Here is a 4,862-nt window from a genome sequence, read left to right as displayed (position 1 = left end):
CTGCACCTCGGCCGCGCACCGCTTCGTCCTCTTCAACTCACCGGGGGTGAATAGATACGGCCGAAGTGCCCTTGCGCCGCGGGCTGCAGGACATGCCGCTCCCACAGTGCGAGCGCGACGGCCGCGGGACACGAGAGGGCCAGCGGCTTGCCGATGCGCAGGCCCGTGGCCTCGATGCGCACCGCGTCCCGGAAGCCGCAGCCCTCCCCGGTGATCCGGTCGGGCAGCGTCTCGTGGCGGATCTCCGCGCTGGCCAGCGCCGCGTGGCACAGCGCCCGGTCCTCGCCGAGACGCGCGAGCTTGTAGCGGGTCAGCAGGTTCGGCTCGTCGGCGACCGACAGCGGCGCCCAGGGATTCCAGCGATCGGGAAGGCGCAAGGGCGCGCGTTCCCGCTCGGTGCCGGGGCCGAGCAGGATCAGCAGGAGCAGCGGGAAGGCGGTCCGCAGACGCATCGTCCCGACCGCCGGCAGCGTCCGTGCCTGCCGGTAAGGCCGCGGCTCACTCGATCTCGTCGCGCTCGCGCAGGGCGACGCACTGGCGATGGCTGCGGAACTGCGGCTTCGCGCACTGCTGCTGCATGCAGTAGTAGAGCGAGAAGCGCTCGCGGGGGGCACAGGCAGCCCGCGGGCTCCTGAACTGCACCGGCGCCGGCTCGGCCGGCTTCGCCGCAGGCCGGGGCGCACTCTTCGCCTCCGCCGTACGCCGGGGTTCGGGATCGGGAGAGCGGCGCTGCTCCCGGGTCACCGGACTGGCGGCGGCCGGCGCAGCCTCGCGCATCTCGCGCGCCTCGGCCCTCACCGCAGCAGACGAGACCGGCGCTTCGGTGCGGGCTGCGGCCACCGGCGGCTGCGGACCGGGCGCGGCCAGCACCGGGTCCGGCACACTCCCCTCCTGCGACCGGCCCGGGTTCTCGGCAGTGGCGACGCCCTGCGCATCGGCACTCGGCGGCGGAGCCGGCGGGATGTCGGCGACGGCGGCATCGCGGCCCGGTACCGGCAACTCGGCCGTGGCCCCGTTCGCATCGCGCTCGCCGCGCGGGAGATCGGCGCTCCCCTCCCCTGCCGGTGCGGGCGATCCCGCCATCGCGCGCGACAGGTCCTGGGCCTCGCGCTGCTGCTTCCACTGCCAGCCCGCCGCGATCGCCATCGCGACCAGGACGCCTGCGGCCGGCCACAGCCACCGGCGCGGCAGCCGTTCCGCAGCAGCAGGAGCACGCGGGCCCGGTCCGGGGCGCATGCCGCTGCTGTCGCGCCGGGGAGGCTGCTGCGGCAGGGAATCGAGCGCCGCGGCCAGCGCGGCGCGCACCGCCTCCTCGGAAGGCTCCGGCGCGCCAGCAGGAGCCGATGTCGACGGGGGCGTCCCGTCCCAGCCGGGTTCGCGCGCAGCGGTGAGCCCGGCTCGGATCTCCGGAGACGCCACCGCTCCGTTTCCGCCCGGCGCCGCTGCCCCGGTAATGGGTGGCCCGGAGCGCTCCGCTCCCGCCTCGGGCCGCCGGGCAGCGCTACTTTCCGGCGCATCAGGCTGTTGCGGCGGGCGGGGCATGCGCATCGCGGCTGCACCGGCGCCCTCGGGGAAGTGCAATGGAAGTGCCGCGCCCACACGGGCGGGAAGCCCGGGGAAGCCCGGGGCGGGCCGAGACGACTCGTCGGGCGCCTGCCTTTGCGGTGCTGCCCTTGCAGGCGCGGGGGACGCGGCAGTGTTCGGCGCGTGCGACCCGGGCTGCAGCTGAAGCAGCACCGCCCGCCACTCGGCGGCATTGCGCGGCCGGTCCTGCGGCTGCAACTCGAACGCCCAGTCGAGCGCCGAGATGAAACCCGCGCTGTACTGCAGCCCGGGATGCCGCTGGTAGAGCGATCGCACCGCCGCGCCGAGCGGCCGGGCCACGCCCGCGGCCAGTCGTTCAGCGGGGGACGGAGGCACTTCCCCGGTCAGGCAGAAGTAGGCCACTGCGGCCAGCGAGTAGAGGTCGCTCCACGGTCCCTGCTGGAGATGCAGCCCCTCGGGCTGCGCCTCGAGAGGCGCGTACGCCTGACCCGCCAGACCGTCGGCGGCAGCGGCGCCGTGTTCGGCCAGCACCCGGCGCGCGGCATGGAAGCCGAGCAGCACGGGACGGCCGTCTGCCTGCAGCAGGATGTTGCCCGGATGCACGTTGCGATGCTGCGCGAAGGCCCCGTGCAACGTCTCGAGCGCTCCCGCGAGGTCCAGCATCACGCTGCGCAGCCAGCTCTCGCCGGGCGGTTGCGCCATTGCCTCACGGCTCGCCTGCAGCGACTCCCCGTCGAGCCATTGCATCGCCATGTAGCCGGTGTGGCGGGCCTCCCAGTAGCGCAGCACCTTGACGAGTGCGGGATGGTCGCAGCGCGCGAGCAGTCGCGCCTCGTGTGCGAAGGCGCGCAGCCCGAGCGCGAACAGGTCGGCGTGCCGGGCGTCGAGCAGGCCGGTCTCGCCACCCGTACCGCGCCCCGCGAGCCCCGCGGGCAGGTACTCGCGCAGCGCCACCCGCCGTTGCAGGCCGTGGTCGTGCGCCAGGTACACGATGCTGTCGCTGCCCTCGCACAGCACGCGCTCGATCTCGTATTCGCCCAGCCGGAGGCCCGGCCCCAGGGTCCGGACTTCCGCCGGCTGCTGCAGCAAGGCGGGGGATGAGGGAGGACGGCTCGAAGACATGGGAAGCGGGAAAACGACTTGCCAGCTTAGCCCCCGCCCCGAGTCCGAGGCGTGTGTGTTTGTTGCGGGGGCCACCCCCACCCGGGGGGGCGATGAAGCCGGCCGGAGCCGTCCGGAGTCCGTCCTTCCTGTCGGGCCATGGGCAGGCTCAGATCCGCGCCGCAGGGCTGGCGGTCGTGCTCTGCACCCGCTCGAAGCGCTCCTGGCATTCGGTGCACCGCTTGGCCGCGGGCTGCACCCGCAGCCGGGCGTAGCCGATCTCCTGCGTGCAGTCGACGCATTCTCCGTAACTGCCGTCCGCGATGCGCTGCTTCGCCTCGTCGATCTCCATCAGCTCCTCGACGTCGCGCTCCATCTCGGCATGCCCGATGTCGTCACGCGTCTTGGCCTGTCCCACGTCCCCGGTATCGCCGACCACGCCGGCATCCATTTCCTGCTGGATCTGCGCCTCCTCCCGCGCCCCGCGCACTTCGGCCCGCAACTGCTGCTCCCGTTCGTCGAGCTGGCGTGCGAGCGACTCGAGCTGTTCATCGGTCAAGACGGACATGTCACTTTCCTTTGAATGAAGGCCGGCCGGCACCGGCGCGGCTGTGCAGATGCGGAGGCAATCGGAGTTCCCGCCCAGGGCGCGCCTGCCGCGCTCTGCCCGCCAGGCGCCGACCCCCTACACTGCGGCAAAAGAAAACCTTCCGGAGACTTTTCGCCATGCTCGACTTCCTCGAATCCGCCGGCCACGGCATCACCGTCATCGACACCGGTTTTCACCGTCCCCGCTTCGATGCGGCCTACCTGATCGTCGAGAACGGGCGCGCAGCCTACGTGGACACTGGGACCAACCATGCCGTCCCCCGCCTGCTCGCGGCCCTGGAGGCACAGGGACTCGGACCCGATGCGGTCGACTGGCTGATCGTCACGCATGTGCACCTTGACCATGCCGGCGGAGCCGGCCGCCTGATGCAACACCTCCCGAACGCCCGGCTGGTCGTGCATCCGCGGGGCGCGCGGCACATGGTCGACCCCGCGGCGCTCATGGACGGCGCCCGGGCGGTGTACGGCGAGGCTGTCTTCGAGCGCGACTACGGGACCATCGAGCCGGTCGCCGCGCAGCGGATCGTGTCCCCGGCCGATGGCGACACTCTGGAGCTCGCCGGGCGCCCCCTGCGCTTCATCGACACCCCTGGCCATGCCCGGCATCACCACTGCATCTGGGACGAGGCGAGCCGCGGCTGGTTCACCGGCGACACCTTCGGCATCGGCTACCAGGAACTGCTCAGCGCGCAGGGCCGGCACATCATCCCTTCGAGCACGCCGGTGCAATTCGAGCCCGACGCGATGCGGCGCTCGATCGAGCGCCTGCTGCAAGCCGATCCGCAGCGGGTGTACCTGACGCATTTCGGCGCAACAGGCGACGTACAACGACTCGCCGCGCTGACACTGCGGCAGGTCGACGCGATGGTGCGCGTCGCGCTGGAGGCGCCGTTCGATGGAAGCCGGGACCACGAACTGCAGGACCGGTTGGAAGCCCTCTATCTGGAAGAATGGCGTCGCTGCGGCCCCGTCGGCGACGAGGCCTCGGTTCGCGACTTGCTCGCGCTCGACATCGAGCTGAACGCCCAGGGCCTCGCGGTATGGCGGCAAAGGCAGCGCGAGTCGGCTGCAAGGGCCGTCTCCTGAAGGACAGCACGCCCGCGAAGGGAGATGGACGCCGGACGTGATCCGGCGGATCGGAACGGGCCTGTAGGGAACTTCGATAAACCGGTTTTCGAGCGAGACGTGAGCTGAGCGGGATCTCGGCTGATGCGCAGCGAGGCGCGCACAGGTAAGGCAGGCAGCGGCGGGACCAAGAAGAGCGGGAGGCAGGTGTTGCGAGCCCCACACCGGCCCCGGCGAGCGGGCCGGCCGGCGGCTCAGAAGGCCGGCAGCTTCTCCTTCAGCCACGTCAGGCGCTTGACGTTGTAGACGGCGCACTTGATCGCGATGGCAAGTTCATTGCGGGCCTGCCCGATGGCTCGCACTGTCTTGCCCCCGAGGTGCCACAGCCCGGCGAAGACATGCTCGACGCGCGAGCGGCGCCGGTTGATGGTCTTGTTCCTCGCCTCGGCGCGCTGGCCGAGTGGCTCGCCTGGCAGCGCGCGCCGTGCGATGCCGTCCTTGCAGCCGTGCTCGGCCAGCAACTCCCTGCTGGCTCGGCGGTC

The 4,862-nt window shown here is 72.1% G+C and carries 5 protein-coding genes; 1 reads left to right on the top strand and 4 read right to left on the bottom strand.

Annotation, left to right across the window (positions count from 1 at the left end):
• Window positions 1-32: 32 nt before the first annotated feature.
• The 3 genes from D3A59_RS24590 to D3A59_RS24580 all read right to left on the bottom strand — a co-directional run bounded on the left by D3A59_RS24590 (window position 33) and on the right by D3A59_RS24580 (window position 3,214).
• Window positions 33-452: an extensin family protein gene (locus D3A59_RS24590; RefSeq protein WP_119157935.1), complete on the bottom strand. Its 420-nt coding sequence runs from the start codon at window positions 450-452 to the stop codon at window positions 33-35.
• A gap of 46 nt (window positions 453-498) precedes the next feature.
• Window positions 499-2,634 carry a serine/threonine protein kinase gene (locus D3A59_RS24585; protein WP_170162394.1) on the bottom strand — a complete coding sequence of 712 codons (2,136 nt, stop codon included), beginning with the start codon at window positions 2,632-2,634 and terminating at the stop codon, window positions 499-501.
• Between the two features lie 181 nt (window positions 2,635-2,815).
• A complete protein-coding gene (locus D3A59_RS24580; protein WP_119157933.1) occupies window positions 2,816-3,214 on the bottom strand; it encodes a TraR/DksA family transcriptional regulator in 399 nt (132 codons plus the stop codon).
• 158 nt (window positions 3,215-3,372) lie between these two features.
• On the opposite strand from D3A59_RS24580, the gene D3A59_RS24575 reads away from it, so the two are divergent.
• Entirely contained in the window at window positions 3,373-4,341 is a 969-nt protein-coding gene (locus D3A59_RS24575) for an MBL fold metallo-hydrolase (protein ID WP_119157932.1), read from the top strand.
• A gap of 233 nt (window positions 4,342-4,574) precedes the next feature.
• Here the strand turns inward: D3A59_RS24575 and D3A59_RS24570 are convergent.
• Window positions 4,575-4,862: transposase (locus D3A59_RS24570; RefSeq protein ID WP_157991702.1), on the bottom strand; the 288-nt coding region annotated here is incomplete at its 5' end.

It is taken from the genome of Caldimonas tepidiphila (genome assembly GCF_003569765.1).
Lineage (GTDB): Bacteria > Pseudomonadota > Gammaproteobacteria > Burkholderiales > Burkholderiaceae_C > Caldimonas > Caldimonas tepidiphila.
This window is presented reverse-complemented; position numbering and strand designations above follow the sequence as displayed.

Bases quoted from the DNA above. Each gene is read 5' to 3' on its own strand.
- D3A59_RS24575 (WP_119157932.1), top strand. From the start codon at position 3,373: ATGCTCGACTTCCTCGAATCCGCCGGCCACGGCATCACCGTCATCGAC.
- D3A59_RS24590 (WP_119157935.1), bottom strand. From the start codon at position 452: ATGCGTCTGCGGACCGCCTTCCCGCTGCTCCTGCTGATCCTGCTCGGC.
- D3A59_RS24580 (WP_119157933.1), bottom strand. From the start codon at position 3,214: ATGTCCGTCTTGACCGATGAACAGCTCGAGTCGCTCGCACGCCAGCTC.